A 17,373-nucleotide genomic window follows, 5' to 3' on the forward strand; every position below is an offset into this window, starting at 1 on the left:
GGTGCGCCTGGTCCTGGTACCCACCCCCATCGGCAACCTGGAGGACATCACCCTAAGGGCCCTGAGGGTGCTCAAGGAGGTGGAGGTGGTGGCCTGTGAAGACACCCGGCGTACCGGGCTTCTCCTCCGCCACTACGGCATCCCTACCCCCACCCTGCGCTTGGACCAGCACACGATGGGAAAGGCCAGGGAACTCCTTTCCCCTTACGCTTACGTGGCCTACGCCACGGACGCCGGCACCCCGGGCATCTCCGATCCCGGGGCGGATCTGGTGCGGCTGGCGTTAGAATGGGGCTGGCGGGTGGAAGCGCTTCCGGGTCCCACCGCCCTCATCCCCGCCCTGGTGGCCTCGGGCCTGCCCACCCACCGCTTCACCTTTGAGGGGTTTCTGCCCAAGGGGGGCAAGGAGCGCAAGGAACGGCTTTGGGCCCTGGCCCGGGAAGGGAGGACCGCGGTGCTGTACGAAAGCCCCCATCGCCTGCAAAAAACCCTGGAGGACCTCATGGGGGTCTACGGCCCCGGGCATCCCGTGGCCGTGGCCCGGGAGATCAGCAAGGTGCACGAGGAGATCTTCCGGGGGACCCTGGAGGAGGCCTGGAGGCACTTTCAAAACTCAAGGGGCGAGTTCGTTTTGGTGCTGGGACCCAAGGAGGCGCCACCCGTGGAGGCCAACCAGCTCTTGGAGGAGCTAAAAGCCCAGGGCCTTAAGGGTAAGGCCCTTTTCCGGGCCCTTCTGCAGAGGGGGGTTCCCAGGAACGAGGCCTATCGCCTGGCTTTGGAGGGGGAGAAGAAGCCCTTTGAGGAGGGAGAATGAAGCGCATAGGGGTGTTTACTTCCGGCGGCGACGCCCCGGGGATGAATGCGGCCATCAGGGCGGTGGTGCGCCAGGCCTATGCCTTGGGCCTCGAGGTGATCGGCATCCGCCGCGGCTATGCGGGCATGATCCTGGGGGAGATGGTGCCCTTGGGGGTGCGGGATGTGGCCAACATCCTTCAGCGGGGGGGAACCGTTCTCCTCACCGCAAGAAGCCAGGAGTTCCTCACGGAAGAGGGCCGGGCCAAGGCGGCGGAGAAGCTCAAAGCGGCGGGCATCGAGGGCCTGGTGGCCATCGGAGGGGACGGTACCTTTCGCGGAGCCATGCGCCTTTCGGAGGAGCACCGGATTCCCGTGGTGGGGGTGCCCGGCACCATTGACAACGACCTTTACGGCACCGATTACACCATCGGCTTTGATACCGCGGTGAACACCGCCCTCGAGGCCATAGACCGCATCCGGGACACCGCGGCCAGCCACGAGCGGGTCTTCTTCATTGAAGTTATGGGGCGCTCCTCGGGCTTCATCGCCTTGGACGTGGGCCTGGCGGGAGGGGCGGAGGTGATCGCCGTTCCCGAGGAGCCCTTGGACCCCAAGACCATCGCCGAGGGGCTCATGGAGTCCTTGCGGCGGGGAAAATCCAGCTCCATCGTGGTGGTGGCCGAGGGCGCCTACCCCGGGGGGGCGGCGGGGCTTCTTGCCGCCATCCAGGAGCACGTGCGGGTGGAGGCCCGGGTCACCGTCTTGGGCCATATCCAGCGGGGCGGGAGCCCCACCGCCAAGGACCGCATCCTGGCAAGCCGCCTGGGGGCGGCGGCGGTGGAGGCCCTGGCCGGGGGGACCAGCGGGGTCATGGTGGGGGAGGTGGAGGGGGAGGTGGAGCTCACCCCCCTCAAGGAGGCGGTGGAGCGTAAGAAGGACATCAACCGCTCCCTTCTGGCCCTGTCGCGGATTCTGGCCCTCTAGATAGCCTTGCGGCTGACCTAGATAGCCTTGCGGCTGACCTAGATAGCCTTGCGGCTGACCTAGATAGCCTTACGGCCGATCTAGGCCCAGGGCCCGCCTGAGCCATGGGGAGGTCCAGGCCAGGCGGAAGGCTTCCCGGGCAAAGGGGCTCTGGCTCACCCCGTCGTAGACCGGGGTGGGAAGGTTCAGGGAGGGGTAGCGGAGGCTCCCGGCGGCGGTTTTTTCCCAGGGATAGCCGGTCCAGATGGCCAGGGCCACGAAGAGGCCCAAAAGGAACCCTCCCAGGGAGCCCAGGAGGGCCTCGAGGCCCTGGGAAAGGGAGGGAAGGGGGAGGCTTTTGGCCAGAAGCCCCAGGAGAAGCCCGAGGCCAAGACCCCACCAGGGGCCGGCAAACCCCACCTGGGCCAGGAGGAGGTAGAGCACCACCCCAAGCCCGGCGAAGGCCCCCTGGAGGCCGCTCCGGTAGCCCCAGGCCAGGGCCACGGCCAAGCCTAGCAGGGCCAGGAGATCCACCCAGGTGAGCATGGCCTCAGTTTACCGCCTAGCCCCGGATATCCCAGCCCCGGCTTCTTAAAGCCGTCAGGAGGCGGGCCATGGCCTCCTCCACCTCCTCGTCCTTGAGGGTGCGCTCGGGGTGGCGGAAGCGCAGGTGGAAGGCCAGGCTCTTCTCCCCAACCCTAAGGGGTGGGCCCTGGTAGAGGTCAAATAGCCGTAGGCTTTCCAGGTAGGGTCCCGCTGCCTGGCGAAGGAGGGCCTCCACCTCCCCGTAGGGCGTGGCCTCGGGAACCACCACTGCCAGGTCCCTGAGGGCTAAGGGGTAGCGGGAGGGGTCTTGGAAGCGGAAGGGTTTCTCGGGAAGGGGGAGGTGAAGCTCAAAGATATAGACCGGGGGAAGCTCGAGGGCCTTGAGGATCTCCGGGTGCACCTGGCCCAGGAATCCCTTTTCCTCCCCGGCCACCCTTACCTTCCCCGAAACGCCGGGATGGAGGAAGGGGTAGGGATGGGCCTCCACCCTCAGGTCCAGGCCCAGCCGGTTCAAAAAGGCCTCCAGAAGCCCCTTGAGGAGGGGGTAGCCGGAAAGCTTCTCCCCATGGGGAAGCCCCAGGCCTTCCCCGAAGAGGAGGCCTGCCAGATGGGTTTCCTCCCTCACCCAAGCCCCCTCTTTCCCGAAGACCCTGCCCACCTCGAAGAGGAGGGCTCTTTCCGGGCGGTCCAGGGCCAGGTTTTCCTTGAGGAGCCTGAGGAGGCCGGGGAAGAGGTGGGTCCTCAGGGCGGCCTTTTCGGGACTCAAGGGATTTTTGAGGCGCCAGGGGGACGGGGGCAGGCGAAAGAGGGAAGCCTCCTCGGGGTCCATGAAGCTATAGGTGTAAACCTCCTGGAAGCCAAGGCCCGAAAGGAGTTCCCGCAGGCGGCGCTCCCTTTGGTAGGGCCTCTCCACCCCCCGGTTGTCGGGGGCGGGGAAGAAGGCAGGAAGGTCCAGGGGAATGCTTTCGTAACCCTGGATTCGGGCGATTTCCTCCACCAGGTCCTCTTCCAGCTCGAGGTCCAGGCGGCGGCTGGGGGGTGTGACCCGGTAAGGACCCTCCCCCTCTACCCGGCAGCCCAGGCGCCTTAGGATGGCAAGCTGTACTTCTTCCGGGTACTGGGTACCGAGGAGTTGGTTGGCGTACGCAGGGCGGAAGGGAATGGGCCTTTGTGCCTGGGGGGTTCCTTCCTCCAGGATGGTCTCCGCCACCCGGGCCCCTGCCAGGGTCTGGAGGAGGCTTAGGGCCCTTTGGGCTGCGGGTACCTGGCCCAAGGGGTCCACCCCTCGCTCGAAGCGGTAGCTGGCCTCGGTTCGCAAGGCATGCCGCCGGGCGGTCTTGCGGATGGCCACGGGGTCAAACTGGGCCACTTCCAGGGCGATGGCCCGGGTGTCCTCCCGCACCTCGCTTTCAGCGCCCCCCATGACCCCGGCGAGGCCGATGGGGAAACTTTCCTCCCCCCTGTACCCAGCGATCACCAGGTCCTCGAGGTGGAGTTCCCTTTCCACGCCATCCAGGGTGACCAGCTTTTCCCCGGGCTTGGCCCGGCGCACCAGGATACCCTCCCCCACGAAGCGGAGGTCAAAGGCGTGCATGGGCTGGGCCCGTTCCAGCATCACGTAGTTGGTGACGTCCACCACGTTGCTTATGGGCCTCATCCCGCAGGCGAAAAGGATGCGTTGGAGCCAAAGGGGGCTCGGCCCCACCTGGAGGCCAAAGGCGTAGGAAAGGGTGAAGTGAAGGGCCCCGCGAGGGTCTTCCACCCTGAGGCCAAAGGGTAGGGGCACCTTCTCCGTTTCCAGCCGCACCTCGGGCAGAATCAGGCTGTAGCCCAGGGCGTGGAGATCAAAGGCCAGGCCCAGGATCCCCAGGGCATCCGGGCGGTTGGGGGTGACCTCGATGTCCAGCACCTCCTCCTCCGGCCAGGCCTCGGCTAGGGGGGTGCCGGGAGGAAGGGTATCGGGGGGGAACTCCAGAAGCCCACCGCCGTATTCCCCTACCCCGAGTTCCTTGGGCGAAAGGGCCATGCCGTGGGAGACCACCCCCTGGATGGTTCTTTCCCCGATGGCCAGCCCTCTTACCTCCGTGCCGGGAAGGGCCAGGGCCACCCCGATGCCCGCCCGGGCGTTTCCCGCCCCCGAGACCACCTCCACCACCTTTCCCGCATCCAGGACCAGGCGCTTCAGGCTGGTGCTGGAGATGGGGTGGGCCTCGAGGACCCGGGCGAAGACCACGCCGCCGGGTATCTGGAAGATCCTTTCCATGCGGTCCGTTTCAAAGCCAAGGCCCGCTAGCCGCTCCTCCAGAACCTCGGGGCTTTCCAACTCGGGCACGTAGCTTCTTAGCCAGGAAAAAGGCACCCTCATAGAATCCCCCGGAACTGCTCCAGGAACTTAAGCCTTCCCCCGAAGAAGTAGCGGATGTCGGGGATGCCGTAGCGGAGCATGGCCAGTCGCTCCACCCCAAGGCCGAAAGCAAAGCCCGTGATGCCCTGGTAGGCAGGGGGAAGGCCCAGGGTCTGGCGGTAAGCATCCACTGCCTGGAAGACCTTGGGGTGGACCATCCCGGCTCCGCCCAGCTCCAGCCATTTCCTTCCCTCCGGCCACCAGATGGCGAACTGGGCCCCGGGTTCCACGAAGGGAAAGTACACGGGCTGGAAGCGCACCCGGGATTCCGGGCCGTAAAGGGCCTGGGCCAGCTCGTAGATGGCTCCCTTCAGGTGGGCCATGGTGATCCCTTCCCCCACCACCAGGCCTTCCAGCTGGTGGAAGACCGCCTCGTGGGTGGCGTCCGTCTGCTCAAAGCGGAAAACCCGCCCCGGCACCACGATGCGGAAGGGAGGGGTGTGGGCCACCATGTAGCGCACCTGCATGGGGGAGGTGTGGGTGCGAAGAAGGAGCCTGCCCCTCACCTCTTCTCCCAAGGGGCCAGGAAGGCTATGCTCCTCCCCTTCCAGCCAGAAGGTGTCCCACATGTCCCGGGCCGGGTGGTGCTCGGGGATGTTCAGGGCGTCAAAGTTGAAGAACTCGCTTTCCACCTCGGGGCCTTCCACCGCCTGGTAGCCCAGGGAGCGGAAGATCTCCACCAGCTCCCGCTCCATGAGGGTGATGGGGTGGAGTCCCCCGGTGAAAACCTCCACCCCTGGTAGGGAAACATCCTGGCGCTCCCTTTCCAGGGCCCTTCTCAGCTCCTCTTCCACCAGGGCTTTTTCCCGCTCCTCCAGGGCCCGTTCGATGGCCTCCTTGAGGGCGTTTAGGGCCTGGCCCTTCGCTTTCCTTTCCTCGAGGGGAAGGTTGGCAAGGGCCTTCATCTCCTGGGTGAGGAGGCCCTTTTTGCCCAGGTAGCGGGCCTTCAGGGTTTTTAAGGCCTCGAGGTCCCGGGCTTCCCGGATGGCGGCTAGGGCTTCTTGCTCGAGCTCCCGCATCCTTTAGAGAATACCTTGCCCCGTCCCGGGCGTGGGGAGGGTGGGGCAAGGAGATGGCGGCACCCCCTTACGCTCCTTCCCCGGACAGGTCGAGGACTCCGTTTCCACTCGCTTACTAACTAAAGCGCCTCGGCGAGCTTCCGGAAGGCCTCTGGAGGCTCCGGGGCCCTGCCCCCATCCGCCCAGGAGAAGCGAAGGTCCTTGAGAGGACCCTCCCCCACCCCCATCCCCTGGGGGAAGAGGGGCCGCAGGTCCAGGGGTCTGGCCTCCTCCCCGCCGAAGGCCTCTTGGAAGCGGGCCACCTCCTTCTCGTGGCCGAAGTGAAAGGCGTAAAGCCACCACCTCCCTTCCTCCAGGAGGGCAAAGAGGAAGCGGGGATGGGGAGTAAGCTCGGGAAATTCTCCGGTGAAGGGCCTCTTTAGAAAGACGGAGGCCTGCCCCGGCCTCAGGCGAAAGACCACCTCGAGGACCTTTCCCAACAGGCCAAAACTCCCCACAAAGGGCCGCACCAGGTCGTAGCCTTGCACGTTCTTCACCACCACCCCCCCGGCCCGCACCACCCTTCCCTTGGGGGTCTTAAAGGTCAGGCCCAGGACCTCCGCCGGAAAGAAAAAGGTCTGGCCAAAGCCCCCCCGTTCCAAAAGCCCCCCCACCCCGCCAGGGAGCTCCACCGGGGGGAAAGGGGGATAGAGCCGGGTGCCGGAAAGCCTTTCGTACACGAAAAGAAGCCCGGCCTCCCCAGGGGCTACCAGGTACTGGTCGGCGGCATGGAGCTCCATGGGGTTATGGTAGCGCGGGTAGGAGGGTTCCGGGACCAAAGAGCCTACCTGACGGGGGCCAGGAGGAGGTTGAGAAGGGCCAGGGCCACGCCCACCGCCACCGCCAGGGGGAAGCTATGAAGGAAGAAGGGATAAAGAAGCCCGGCCAGGGTGCCCCCCAGGTAAAAGGCGGCCACGTAGGTGCCGCTTACCCCCGCTCCCCTTCTTCCTGCAGCTCCTGAGGCCAGGCTTTGGGCGGTGAAGAGGGCGGCCATGAGGAGCACGAATCCCAGAACCAGGCCTGGGGGTGGCAGGAGCAAAAGCCCCAGGGCGAGGAGGACCAGGGAGAAGGCCAGGCGAAAGGTGGCCACCGCCCCGAACCGGCGGGCCAGAAGCCCCGAAAGGGCGCTTCCCGGGATGCCGAAGAGGTAGGCCAGGTACACGAGCCCCACCTCGCCTGGGCGGAAGCCCAGCTCCAGAAGGCGGTAGGGGAGGAGGTTGGCCAGGAAGAGGTTCAGGAAAAGGAGGATGAAACCCGCCAGGTACAAGGGAAAGGCGGAAAGGTCGTATTGCGGCCTACCCAGGGCGGGAAGCCCCGCAGGAGCCCGGATGAGGAGGAGACCCAGGAGAAAAGCGGGCAGGGAAAGGAGGAAGAGGGCCTCCCTCACCCCGACGACCTCGGCCAAAACCCCTGCCAGCACCCGGCCCATGCCCCCGCCCAGAACATTCCCCGCCATGTATACCCCGGCCATCTCCCAGGCCTTTTGGGGGAAGAGAAGGGGAATGAGGGCGATGGCCAAGGTGGGCACGAGGGCGGCCCCAACCCCCTGGAGGATGCGGCAAAGGGTCCAGGGGAAAAGGCTTGGGCTAAAGGCCCCGAGCACCCCCCCTAGGCCCACCAAGAGAAGGCCCCCGCCCAACAGGGCGCCTGCCGGCAGGCCCAGGCGGGGTACCCAGGGGGAAAGGAGCACCAGAAGCAAAAGGGGCAGGCCCATGCCTGGACCCGCAGCCCCCGGAGGGACAGCGAAGAGCTTTTCCAAAAGGGGAAGCAAGGGCACCACCGCGTAGAGGGCGCTGTAAAGGGCTACCCCAGAGAGCACCACCGCCCACCGCATCCCCCTTATCCTATGGGCAGCATGCGCCTTCTTCAGGTGGCCTTACCCCTGCCCCTTCCCCCCATGACCTACCTGCCTCCCCTGGGCCAGGAGGGTGTAGACGGGGAAGAAGCCCTGGGGAAACGGGTGGCGGTGCCCTGGCGGGGGGAGGTGCGGGTGGGGGTGGTGGTGGGGGAAGGGGGCAGGCCGAGCCATGCCTTGCGGCACGCCATCGCCTATCTGGACTCGAGGCCCTATTTGCGCCCGGAGGAGATCCTGTTTCTGGAGGAAGCCGCCCGCTACCTCTTTGCTCCCTTGGGCCAGGTGCTTGCCGATTTCCTGCCCCCTTTTCCCGAACTAAGGCACCGGGTGCGCCTCTACCCGGGGGCGGACCCAGCCCTTTTGCCCAAGGGGTTGGAGGGCCTTGTCACCTGGCAAGAGGCTAAGGGGTTTGACCCCAAGCTTTTGGATTACCTGCGGGAGGCTGGGGTCTTGCAGGAGGAGGTGGCCTTTAAGGAGGGGAGAAGGGTTCTCATCCCCCTGGAGAAGCGGCATCCAGACCCTCTTCTGAACGCTGTTTTGCAGGTCCTTTGGACCCTGGGCCAGGCGGAGAGTTTGGCAGCCTTGGCCCGGGCTGCTGGGGTAGGGGTGGGCCGGGTAAAGAGGCTTCTCGCCGAGGGGGATATCGGCTACGGGACTCCTAGGGAGCCTTCCCCTGCGGGCGAGCCCCTAAAACCCCTCTTCCTTCCGGAAAGGCCCGAAAGGCTGAACGGGGGGAGGCTTGGGGAGAGGATGCGTTTCCTGGCGGGCCTGGTGGCCAAGGGAAGCCACCTGGTGCTCTTTCCCGAGGTAAGCCTTTTGGAACGCTTCCTCCGCCACTTCCCCCAGGCCCGGCCGTACCATGGGGGCCTTTCCCGGGAGGTGCGGGAGGCCCTTTTTCGGCAGCCTGGGGGCTTGATTTTCGCCACCTATGGCGGGCTTCTCCTCCCCTTCACCCCGGATTCCCTGGTGGTGGTGGAAGAGGGAAGCGAGAGCTACAAGCTTCCCTCGGGGACCCGGGCCTTTGTGCCTCCCTTGGCGGAGCTCAGGGCAAGGCTTTTGGGCGTGCCCCTCACCTACCTTTCCCTGGTGCCCGCGGTGGAGGTCTTGGAAAAGCCGGGCCTGGCCTTCCCTGTACCCAAGCCGAGGGTTCTCCTGTTGGACTTGAGGAAGGAGAAGGGGTATCCCCTGGTGGGAAGGGCCTGGGCCCTTTTGAGGCAGGTGGAGGAGAAGGGGCGGCAGGCCCTGGTCCTTTCTCCCCGCTTGGGCTATAGCGCCCTCCTCCTCTGCGCCGACTGCGGGTACAAGCCCACCTGCCCCAACTGCGCCCTTCCCTTGCGCTACCACAAGGGGGGCAGGGGGGAACTGGTCTGCCACCAGTGCGGCCACCGCGAGCCTCCCCCGGTTCTGTGCCCGGAGTGCGGTTCCCCCCTCCTCGAGCCCAAGGGACCAGGGCTGGAATGGCTGCAGGAAGAACTAAGGGGGCGCCTTTCCCTACCCGTGTACCGCTACTCCAAGGAGGGGAAGGACGACCTGGGCCCCCTGCTCAAGGGAGAACCAGGGGTGGTGGTGGGCACCACCGCGTTTCTCCGGGGCCCGGTGCTCCCCGAGCTGGCCTTGGTCCTCCTGCCCTATGCCGATGGCTTCCTCTACGATTCCGATTTCCGCGCCGCCGAGCGGTACCATCGCCTGCTTTGGGCCCTCACCGAGCTGAGGCCGGGGAGAAGGCCCCTTCTGGTCCTCCAGACCTACACCCCCGACCACCCTGCTCACCAGGCGCTTTTGGAGGGAAGCGTGGAGGTCTTTCCCTGGAGGGAAAAGGCCCTGCGGGAGGCTCTGGATTACCCTCCCAAGGTGCGGATGGTGAAGCTGGAGGTTGCCCACCGCAAGGAGGAGCGGGCCCTCGAGGAGGCCTATGGCCTCCTTTCCGCCCTGAAGGGGGTGGCCCGGGAAGGGGAGGTGCTGGGTCCGGCCCCTGCCCCGGTGCCCCGGGTGAAGGGGATGTACATCTTCCACCTTCTCCTGAAGGGAAGCACGGAGCGGCTTTGGGAGCTTCTTTCCCGCCTGGACCGCCGTCGCTTTAAGCTGGATCCCGATCCCCACCGCTTTGTGGGGCTTTTGGAGGATTAGCATGGGTCACGCCACAGCGTACCTCAAGACCCGTGCCTGGATAGAGGTGGACCTTAAGGCCCTCGAGGCCAACTGGCTCCTCCTTAAGGCCAAGGCCAGGGGAGAGGTCATCCCGGTCCTCAAGGCCGAGGCCTATGGGCATGGAGCCTTACCCCTGGCCCGCTTCCTCTTCCAAAAGGGGGCCAGGTGGGTGGCGGTGGCCACGGTGAGCGAGGGAAGGACCCTGCGGGAAGGCGGGGTGGAGGGGGAGATCCTCCTGTTGGGAAGCCTCCATCCCCTGGAGGCGGAGGAGGTGTTGCGCCTTAACCTGCTGCCCACCCTCTCCACCCTCGAGGCAGCCCAGGCCCTGGCGGGTAGGGCCCGGGCCCTGGGCCTAACCCCCAGGGCCCACCTCAAGGTGGACACGGGGATGAACCGGGTGGGCTTTCCCTGGGAGGAGGCCAAGGATGCCCTCCTGGCGGTGGAGGCCTTGGGGATAAGGGTGGAGGGAGTCTACACCCACCTGGCCACCGCCTCTGAGGACGAGGCTTTCGTGGAGGTGCAGAGAAGCCGCTTCCAAAGGGTGCGGGAGGCTTTGGGGGAAGGCTACTTCTACCACCTGGAAAACTCCCACGGGCTTCTGCTGCACGGGGGGGAGAACGTGCGGGTGGGACTTGCCCTCTATGGCCTCATCCCGGGTTTCAGCCTAAAGCCCATCCTCCGCCTTCTCGCCCGGCCCACCCTGGTGAAGCAGCTGGGGCCGGGGGATCGGGTGGGCTACGGAGGGGAGTACGTGGCCCGGGGTGGGGAGTGGCTTCTGACCTTGCCCGTGGGCTATGCCGACGGTCTTCCCCGGGGGGCGGTGCGCTTCGTGAAGGGTCCCGAAGGAGGCCTTTACCCGGTGGCGGGCCGCATCTCCATGGACCAGACCACGGTGCTTTCCCCGGGGCCTTTGCCCCTGGAGGCGGTCTTGGAGGTACTCTCCCCGGATTTCGGCCCCACGGGGCTTTGCGCCTGGGCCGAGGCCCGGGGGACCATCCCTTACGAGGTGGCGGTGCACCTTTCCCGGAGGTTTCCTCGGGTTTACCGCTATGGCGAGGAGGTGTGGGAGGTTCTAAACTAGACGGGTGCAAGCGGTGCGCCTGTTCCAGGGCTACCTTTGGTACCCCAGGGAGCTTGCCCTGGACCTGAAAACCCTGCTTCCCCAGGAGGTGGAGGGAGCCAGGCTTCTCCTGGACGAGGTGCCGCCCCCCACACCCTTCTTTGAGGACGGTACCCCCACGCACACCCAGCGTTTTTACCAGGTTACCCTTCTTCTCCTCACCGAGGAACCTCCCGAGGCCTTGAAGCCCCTGACGGAAACCCTGGCCCCCATCCTTCGGGGGATGCTGGAGGGGCTTCCCAAGGAGGTGGGCTGGCTTCTTCTGGAGGATTTGCGTCCCCTCTAGGGCTTGCGGAGGAGGAAGGCCAGGAGGAGGGAGGCCCCACCCAGGGCAAAGGCCAGGAGGCTTTCCCTTTTTAGGGCGAATCCCTTGGGCCTTAAGGGCTTCAGGATGCCGGTTTGGTAGGCCTTTACCTGATCCAAGGGTGCCTCCGCCAAAAGGTCCACCACCGGGGGGCTTCCCGGGGGGGCCCCCAGGGTCCAGGGGCCTCCTTCCGGGCTAGTGGGGCGCAGGTACCAGGGAGCGAAGGGGTCGAAGAGGCCCACAGCCCCGTAGTAGCCGTAAGGCCCAGGGGGAATCCCAGTGTCCACCGCCACCCATTCCCCTTCCCGCCACACCCTGGCGGGCGTCCTTTCCCCGGTGGGGGTACGCTTTTCCCCGCCGAATCCCGTGAGGATATAGGCCACCTCAAAGCCTTGGTCAGGAGGGGTGGAAAGCCCGGGAAGTAAGGCTTCCTCCCCTCCTTCCCCGGTGTCCAACCAGAGGGCCACCGTGGCCAGGCTGAAGCCCAAGGGGCCCTCGAGGGGATTCGGGTAGCGGCTCAGGCGCACCTTCAGGACCAGCCTCCCTTCCCGTTCTTCCCCTGCCAGGGCCAGAAGGTCGGCATAGCCCTCCCCTGCCTCCTGGAACAGGGCTGCCCGGGGATAGCGGTAGGCCAGGCCCTGATCGTCGCCCACGGGGTCCTGGAAGAGAAACAGCATGCCCATCTTTATACCAGGGCCACCAGGGCCCTCACCACCTTTTCCGGATCGTGCTGGGCCAAGGGGCCCTCCTCCCGGAAATCCCCCGTGATCACCCTCACCCCGTCCGCGGCGAAGGGCCTCGGGTCAAAGGCCACGGGAAAACGCCCTTCTGCCGCATACCGCCCTTGGACTTCCTCCGGGATGGGGGCGGTGTGCACCAGGACCACCTCGGGCCTCCTGCCGAGATGGTAGGCGATGGCCTTGTAGTGGTCGTAAGCGGTGTAGCCATCGGTTTCCCCCGGCTCGGTCATGAGGTTCACCACGTAGACCAGGGGGGCCTTTGCCTTGGCCATGGCCTCCAGGAGGGGCTTGGGCAGGAAGCTGGGGATGACGCTGGTGTAGAGGCTTCCCGGGCCCAGAACCAGGAGGTCCGCCTGGCGGATGGCCCTGAGGGCTTCCTCCATGACCCGCTGGGGCTCGGGTTCCAGGAAGACCTCCTGGATCCGCCCCCTTTTTTCCCGAATGACCACCTCGCCCACCACCTCCGAACCATCGCGGAAGCGGGCCTTAAGCCGCACCGCCTCGGGGGTGGCGGGAAAGACCTGGCCTCTAAGCTGCAGGATGGCGTTGGCCTCGAGGATGGCCTGGGCGAAATCCCTGGCTTCCTGGTTCAGGGTCAAGAGGAAGAGGTTGCCGAAGGTGTGGCCCTTAAATTCTCCTTCCTGGAAGCGGTAGTGCAGGAGCTTGGGAAGGGCGGGGTGGTCGGAAAGCGCCGCCAGGCAGTCCACCAGATCCCCCACCGCCGGCAGGCCGAAAGCTAGCCGGAGCCGGCCTGTGGAGCCCCCGTCGTCGGTCACGGCCACGATGGCGGTGGTGTTGGCCGTGTGCTCCTTTAGGCCCCTAAGCACACGGGAGAGCCCGGTCCCGCCGCCAAAGGCCACCACCTTGGGGCCTTGCTCCAGCCTCCTGCGCACGTAGACCCTTTCCGGCACCGCCTCGGGCTCGGTGAAGGCGGAGAGCATGCTCCGGTTCATGCTCCTTACCCCTCCCACCAAGAGGGTGAGGCCCAGGAGGACAAGGCCCAGGGCCCAGGGTTCCGGGGGTGGAGGAGGGAGGAAGCGGGCAAGCCCAAAGGCCATGAGGCCTACCCCCAGGCCCGCCAAGGCGGCGTAGCGCTTGACCCGCATCCCCGGGTGGAGCCAGCGAAGCGGGGGAAAACGCCGGGCAAGCCCTTTGGCTACCCGGTACAATCCCTGGTACTTACTCCTCCTTGTCCACATCCCGGTGGCTCACCTCCACCCGGAACCGGCTGGAGAGCTCTTCGGCAAGCCGCTCGGCCACGGCCACGCTCCGGTGCCTTCCCCCGGTGCAGCCCACGGCCACGGTGTAAAAGGCCCTGCCTTCCTTCTGGGCCCCCTCTGCCGCCAACCCCACCACCGCCAGCAGGGCCCGGTAGTAGGGCTCGTACTCTTCCCGGAACACGTAGGCCTGCACCTCGAGGTCAAGCCCCGTCTTGGGCTTGAGGGTGGGGTCATAGTGAGGGTTTGGCAGGGGGCGCACGTCCAGGACCAGATCCGCCTCCTGGGGCGGGCCCCACTTGAAGCCAAAGGAGATGAGGCGCAGAAGAAAGCCGGCCTCCTCTCCCAAAAAGCGCACCAGGGCTTCCTTGAGGGCCCTTGGGGAAAGCTCCGAGGTATCCAGGACCAGGTGGGCCCTGGCCCGTAAAGGACCCAGGATGCGGCGTTCCTCCCCGATCTCCCGCATGAGATTTCCCGCTCCCAGGGGGTGGACCCTCCGGGTCAGGTTGTAGCGGCGCAGGAGGACCTCGGGGCGGGCCTCGAGGTAGACCACGGTGGGCTTGAGCTGGTCCAATACCCTTTCCAGATCCCCGAAGAAGGCCAGGGCCCGGGCGTCCAGCACCACCCCGGCCCGCTCCACCCCCCTTCGGCTCAGTTCCTGCAAAAGGGCTTCCCACAGACTTGGGGGAAGGTTGTCCACCATGAAGTAGCCCAGGTCCTCAAGGTATCCCCTGGCCGTGGTCTTGCCCGCTCCGGAAAGCCCCGAAAGCACCAGAAACCGCATCCCCTTGACTATACCCGCCTTCTGAGCCAGAGGTTGAAGAGGGAAAGGAGGAAAAGCCCAGGAAGCCCCACCACCCCGATGAGGAGGTCGTGGGTGCGCTCCACCAGAAGGAGGGAAAGGCCCGCTATGGCGTTTAGGGTTCCGTGGAAGAGGGCTGCCGCCAGCACCGAGCCTGCCTTTTCCCGGACCCAGAGGAGCCCGGGGGTCAGGGCCAGGGTGAAGAGGATCATCATGGGAACGCCGAGGAGAGGTTCTCTGGGATAGTTATGGCCGGCCAGGATAAGGGGAGCATGCCACAGGCCCCACCAGAAGCCGATTTCCAGGCTGGCGGGCCAGAAGCCCCGCACCTTTAGTTTTTCCCACAGGTACCCCCGCCACAAAAGTTCCTCTCCCAAAGCGGCCAGGAGGTTTACCGTGGCTCCCGCCACCAGGGCGGAGAGGATGAGGACCAGGGGGAAAAGCGCAGAGAGGGTTTCCGGGATCGCCTGGGCTGCTTCCTGGGGCGCGGTTTGCCGGAGGGCTTCCCATCCTTTCCAGGCACCGAAGGGAAGGCTTAAGGGAATGGAAAGCAGGGTGAGGGCCACGGGGAAGAGCCAGGCGAAAAGCCAGTAGCGGTTGAGCCTTAAGGCGAGGGGAAGGCGCACTCCTTCCTTGCGGGCCAAGTAGAGGGCGGTTAGGCCTGGTATCCACATGTACAGGAGGCCAAAGGCCGCGTAAACAGGGCTACCCACCCGCCCGCCCAGGAGGTGAAAGGCTAAAAAGGCGCTCCAGGAAAGGCCAAAGGTCCAGTAGAGGGCTTTCATGCTTCCCCTTTCCACTTCAGCAAAGGGGGGGGTCTTCCGGGTTCAGGAGAAGCCCAGAGCCGTTTTTAAGCACGAGAAGCACGCCCTCCCCCCGCCTTGCCCCTACGAAGGCTTCCACAGGAAGGCCCCCAGGATAGCTCTGCGGACTGAGGCGGAACTTCCTGTGGTGGTAACCGGGCATGGAGGCTTCTCCCTTGTACCGGTAGCTCCACCACGGAAGGGTGTAGTGGAGAAGCCGCACCTCCGTTACCTCTGAACGGTGGACCGAGCGGCGGCCGAAGGGCAGGTGGACGGTGAGCACCGGACCGGCCAGCTCGTAGGAAAGCCTTCCCGGAAGACTGGAAAGCCAAAGTAAAAAGGCCCCCGTAAGCGGAATCTCCAAAAGGAGGAGGGCTAGCAAAAGGGGAAGGCTCTCCGGGTCTTCCCAAAGGGACCAGAAGACCACCCCCAGGGCAGCCAGGGTAGCCAGGATAAAAATACCTAGGAAAAATCCCCTAGGATTCCCTTCCCTCTTCGGGTGGAGCCTCATCCTTCCACCTCCCCGCCTTCTTGGCGGCTTCTTTAAGGAGAAACTCTATCTGGGCGTTCACGCTCCTGAGCTCGTCCTGGGCCCATTTCTCCAGCACCCGGTAAAGCCTTGGGTCAAGCCTTAAGAGGAAGCGCTTCTTCTCCTTTTCTCTCACTCCACTCCCTTTAGGTGTACAAAGTGCCCACGTTCACCACCGGTTGGGCCTGGGCCTCGGCCACCAGGGCCACCATGAGGTTGTTCACCATGGCCGCCTTCCTTTCCTCGTCCAGGGAAAGCCCAGCCTCCTCCAGGCCCTCTAGGGCTTCCCGCACCATCCCCACCGCCGCCTCCACGATGAGCCTGCGGGCGGCCACCACCGCCAGGGCCTGCTGGCGGCGGAGCATGGCCTGGGCCACCTCGGGGGCGTAGGCCAGATGGGTGAGGCGAGCCTCCAACACCTCCACTCCTGCCACCTTGAGGCGCTCTTGCGCCTCGGCCTTGAGTTCCTCGGCGATTTCCTCAGGATTTCCCCTCAAGGATTTGCCCTCAGCGTCGTAGGGGTGGCGGCTCGCCAGGGCCCGGATGGCCGCCTCCGACTGGATGGCCACGAAGCTCTGGTAGTTCTCCACCTGGAAAAGAGCCTTGGCCGTGTCCACCACCCGCCACACCACCACGGCGGCGATCTCTATGGGGTTTCCCTGGGCGTCGTTCACCTTGAGCTTGTCCGAGGTGAAGTTGTGGACCCTGAGGGAAACCCGTTTTCGCTGGGCCAGGGGGTTGGTGAAGTGGAAGCCTTCCTCCCGGACGCTACCCACGTACCGCCCCAGGAAGACTATGGCCACCGCCTCGTTGGGTTGCACGGTGAAAAGCCCCGCCGCTAAAAGCCCCGAGGCCAGAAGAGCGGGGATGAGGTGCCAGAGGTAGAAAAGCTCCTTCTCGGTCAGCAACCGATACCCTGCCCAGCCCAGCCAGAGGAGGGCCAGGAGGAGAGCCAAAAGGGCAAGAAAGCCGTTTTGTCGCCACGCCGCAGTTTCCTTTACCTCGCGCATACCGCCTCCTTTTAGTTCCTGAAGACCACCTCTTCCCGGGAGAAGACCCTAACCGCCACCAGGAGGGCAAGCCCGGCGTAGACCAGGGTGGAACCCCAGGTGAGGCCTGCCTGCAGGGGGCTTGCGCTTCCCTTCAGGAGGGCGTCCATGAGGAGGGCCACGTTGAAGAGGGGCACCAGGTGGTGCCAGGTTTGGAGTTCAAAGAAGCCCCGAAACTGGAGGAAGATGAGGGGGAGCAAGACGAGAAGCTGGAGGGGGGCCATGTAGCTCTGGGCTTCCTTGAAGCTTCGGGCATAGAGCCCCAGGCTTACCATCACCGCCCCCATGAAGAGGGCCAGGAGAAGGGCGGTGAGGAAGAGGGCGAGAAAGCTTCCCCAGTCCAGGCTTACCTGGCCTCCCAAGGCCAGGGCCTGGCCCTCTCCTCCGGAAAGCAGGCCGCCGAAGCGGGCGGTCAAGGCCCCACCCAAGGCCAGGCCCAGAAGGCCCGCTGCCCCCGAGAGGAGGGCCATGGCCACCGTGGCCAGGGTCTTACCCAAGGCGATCTGCAAAAGGGGCACGGGAGCGGCAAGGAGGGCCTCGAGGGTCCCCTTCTCCTTCTCCCCCGCGGTGGCGTCCACCGCCACCACCTGCCCCCCTGTGAGGACGAAGACCACCAGGAAGAAAGGAAGGAGGAAGCCCAGAAGCCCCCCGGCCTTCTCCCGCTCGGGGGAGGTGTCCACCACCTCCACCTGGAAGGGAGTGAGGACCTGGTGGGGGATTCCCCTCTGGGCCAGGGCCTCGGCCACCTTGGCCTCCTTAAGCAGGACTTTACCCACATCTCCGTTTCGTGGTAAATCTCCCCTTGCGGGCGCAGCCCGTATCTGGTACCGGGGGTGATCCATGGACATGCTCAAGGTGGCCGAGGCCAGGCTCCAGGAGTTCACGGGCCGTTTTGCGAGCGTTTTCCCCCGATAAGCGCCTCCACCGACGGTTTGAAGAGGTGGTGCGGGGCGCCTTGGCCGCAGGCTCAGCCCGGGTGAGCGAGATGGTGGCCTCGCTCCCTTCTCCCCTCCAGAACCGCTTCCACCAGGCCAAAGCCC

At 65.6% G+C, this 17,373-nt stretch carries 17 protein-coding genes and 1 pseudogene; 5 read left to right on the plus strand and 13 right to left on the minus strand.

Annotated features, from left to right (window positions below):
- The first annotated feature begins 1 nt into the window (after position 1).
- Entirely contained in the window at positions 2 to 814 is an 813-nt protein-coding gene (gene rsmI, locus F604_RS0105530) for a 16S rRNA (cytidine(1402)-2'-O)-methyltransferase (RefSeq protein WP_019550776.1), read from the plus strand.
- The gene (pfkA, locus tag F604_RS0105535) at positions 811 to 1,779 is read left to right on the plus strand and encodes a 6-phosphofructokinase (RefSeq protein ID WP_019550777.1); all 969 of its coding nucleotides are present in this window, start codon (positions 811 to 813) and stop codon (positions 1,777 to 1,779) included. Before rsmI ends, pfkA begins: the two co-directional genes overlap by 4 nt.
- Before the next feature lie 69 nt (positions 1,780 to 1,848).
- Here pfkA and F604_RS0105540 read toward each other — a convergent pair whose 3' ends face one another.
- The 5 genes from F604_RS0105540 to F604_RS0105560 all read right to left on the minus strand — a co-directional run bounded on the left by F604_RS0105540 (position 1,849) and on the right by F604_RS0105560 (position 7,600).
- The gene (locus F604_RS0105540) at positions 1,849 to 2,304 is read right to left on the minus strand and encodes a hypothetical protein (protein WP_019550778.1); all 456 of its coding nucleotides are present in this window, start codon (positions 2,302 to 2,304) and stop codon (positions 1,849 to 1,851) included.
- A gap of 16 nt (positions 2,305 to 2,320) precedes the next feature.
- The gene (gene pheT / locus F604_RS0105545) at positions 2,321 to 4,669 is read right to left on the minus strand and encodes a phenylalanine--tRNA ligase subunit beta (RefSeq protein WP_019550779.1); all 2,349 of its coding nucleotides are present in this window, start codon (positions 4,667 to 4,669) and stop codon (positions 2,321 to 2,323) included.
- On the minus strand, positions 4,666 to 5,727 hold the full coding sequence (gene pheS / locus F604_RS0105550; RefSeq protein ID WP_019550780.1) for a phenylalanine--tRNA ligase subunit alpha: 1,062 nt from the start codon (positions 5,725 to 5,727) through the stop codon (positions 4,666 to 4,668). The genes pheT and pheS overlap by 4 nt, the downstream gene beginning before the upstream one ends.
- 119 nt (positions 5,728 to 5,846) lie before the next feature.
- On the minus strand, positions 5,847 to 6,506 hold the full coding sequence (locus F604_RS0105555) for a DUF5639 domain-containing protein (protein WP_026328996.1): 660 nt from the start codon (positions 6,504 to 6,506) through the stop codon (positions 5,847 to 5,849).
- Positions 6,507 to 6,550: 44 nt separating this feature from the next.
- Entirely contained in the window at positions 6,551 to 7,600 is a 1,050-nt protein-coding gene (locus F604_RS0105560) for an MFS transporter (RefSeq protein ID WP_019550782.1), read from the minus strand.
- Between the two features lie 21 nt (positions 7,601 to 7,621).
- Between F604_RS0105560 and F604_RS0105565 the strand changes: the two genes are divergently transcribed.
- Genes F604_RS0105565 through F604_RS0105575 form a run of 3 tightly spaced genes read left to right on the plus strand, consistent with a single transcriptional unit; the run spans position 7,622 to position 11,175 of the window.
- Complete coding sequence (locus tag F604_RS0105565; RefSeq protein ID WP_026328997.1) at positions 7,622 to 9,748, plus strand: primosomal protein N' family DNA-binding protein; 2,127 nt, start codon at positions 7,622 to 7,624, stop codon at positions 9,746 to 9,748.
- 1 nt (position 9,749) lies between these two features.
- A complete protein-coding gene (gene alr, locus F604_RS0105570; protein WP_019550784.1) occupies positions 9,750 to 10,850 on the plus strand; it encodes an alanine racemase in 1,101 nt (366 codons plus the stop codon).
- A gap of 4 nt (positions 10,851 to 10,854) precedes the next feature.
- Positions 10,855 to 11,175 carry a DUF3208 domain-containing protein gene (locus F604_RS0105575; RefSeq protein ID WP_015718342.1) on the plus strand — a complete coding sequence of 107 codons (321 nt, stop codon included), beginning with the start codon at positions 10,855 to 10,857 and terminating at the stop codon, positions 11,173 to 11,175.
- Here the strand turns inward: F604_RS0105575 and F604_RS0105580 are convergent.
- The 8 genes and pseudogenes from F604_RS0105580 to F604_RS11940 form a co-directional block, all read right to left on the minus strand.
- The gene (locus F604_RS0105580; protein ID WP_026328998.1) at positions 11,172 to 11,870 is read right to left on the minus strand and encodes a glucodextranase DOMON-like domain-containing protein; all 699 of its coding nucleotides are present in this window, start codon (positions 11,868 to 11,870) and stop codon (positions 11,172 to 11,174) included. The genes F604_RS0105575 and F604_RS0105580 overlap by 4 nt on opposite strands.
- Positions 11,871 to 11,878: 8 nt before the next feature.
- Entirely contained in the window at positions 11,879 to 13,039 is a 1,161-nt protein-coding gene (locus F604_RS0105585) for a gluconeogenesis factor YvcK family protein (RefSeq protein WP_420804986.1), read from the minus strand.
- A 73-nt stretch (positions 13,040 to 13,112) separates the two neighbouring features.
- The gene (gene rapZ / locus F604_RS0105590; RefSeq protein ID WP_019550787.1) at positions 13,113 to 13,934 is read right to left on the minus strand and encodes an RNase adapter RapZ; all 822 of its coding nucleotides are present in this window, start codon (positions 13,932 to 13,934) and stop codon (positions 13,113 to 13,115) included.
- An 8-nt stretch (positions 13,935 to 13,942) separates the two neighbouring features.
- Entirely contained in the window at positions 13,943 to 14,737 is a 795-nt protein-coding gene (locus tag F604_RS0105595) for a CPBP family glutamic-type intramembrane protease (protein ID WP_019550788.1), read from the minus strand.
- Between the two features lie 16 nt (positions 14,738 to 14,753).
- On the minus strand, positions 14,754 to 15,266 hold the full coding sequence (locus F604_RS11935) for a hypothetical protein (protein ID WP_240030554.1): 513 nt from the start codon (positions 15,264 to 15,266) through the stop codon (positions 14,754 to 14,756).
- A complete protein-coding gene (locus F604_RS0105605) occupies positions 15,232 to 15,420 on the minus strand; it encodes a type II toxin-antitoxin system antitoxin (protein ID WP_019550789.1) in 189 nt (62 codons plus the stop codon). The genes F604_RS11935 and F604_RS0105605 overlap by 35 nt, the downstream gene beginning before the upstream one ends.
- Positions 15,421 to 15,430: 10 nt before the next feature.
- Positions 15,431 to 16,294, minus strand: coding sequence for an SPFH domain-containing protein (locus F604_RS0105610; protein WP_019550790.1), 864 nt, complete (start codon positions 16,292 to 16,294; stop codon positions 15,431 to 15,433).
- Between the two features lie 11 nt (positions 16,295 to 16,305).
- Positions 16,306 to 17,094 (minus strand): annotated as a pseudogene (locus tag F604_RS11940) (ABC transporter permease); the annotation flags it as partial.
- Positions 17,095 to 17,373 lie beyond the last annotated feature (279 nt).

This window comes from Thermus scotoductus DSM 8553 (assembly GCF_000381045.1).
Taxonomy (GTDB): Bacteria; Deinococcota; Deinococci; order Deinococcales; family Thermaceae; genus Thermus; species Thermus scotoductus.